General features: G+C 35.1%; 1 protein-coding gene. It reads right to left on the bottom strand.

Features of this window, described 5'->3' with window-relative positions; genetic code table 11:
• Positions 1-38 precede the first annotated feature (38 nt).
• Positions 39-348, bottom strand: a 310-nt coding sequence (locus tag A1QC_RS15530; protein ID WP_039836825.1) for a hypothetical protein, incomplete at its 5' end; no start/stop codon positions are given.

Genomic DNA, 348 nt, shown 5'->3' on the forward strand with positions numbered 1-348 from the left:
TTTTTAAAAAGTGCGGCCAAAGATTGGGCCATATAAGTTTATTTAAATTCATCGACTATAGCCTCTATCATATCTTGATCTTTTGGTATTGCTTTATTTGCCTCACTATAAAGCCCACTTAAACCTATAATTGAGTTAATCTTTGCAGCTTTAGTATTAGATACTGTTTCATCTAACAGCTTCTGTGTAGATTTTGACATTCCTTCTTGAATCATTGTGTTAATAAATTCTCCTTGAATAACCCCTTTCCCCAGACTAGAAAATCCATCTATTGTACCTGCAATCCCTACAGTCACTTTACCCCCATTTAAAGCACCATTAATTACAGGCCCTGCTGGAGTGAATAAA

The sequence above is a fragment of the Vibrio rumoiensis 1S-45 genome, assembly GCF_000286955.2.
Taxonomy (GTDB): Bacteria; Pseudomonadota; Gammaproteobacteria; order Enterobacterales; family Vibrionaceae; genus Vibrio; species Vibrio rumoiensis_A.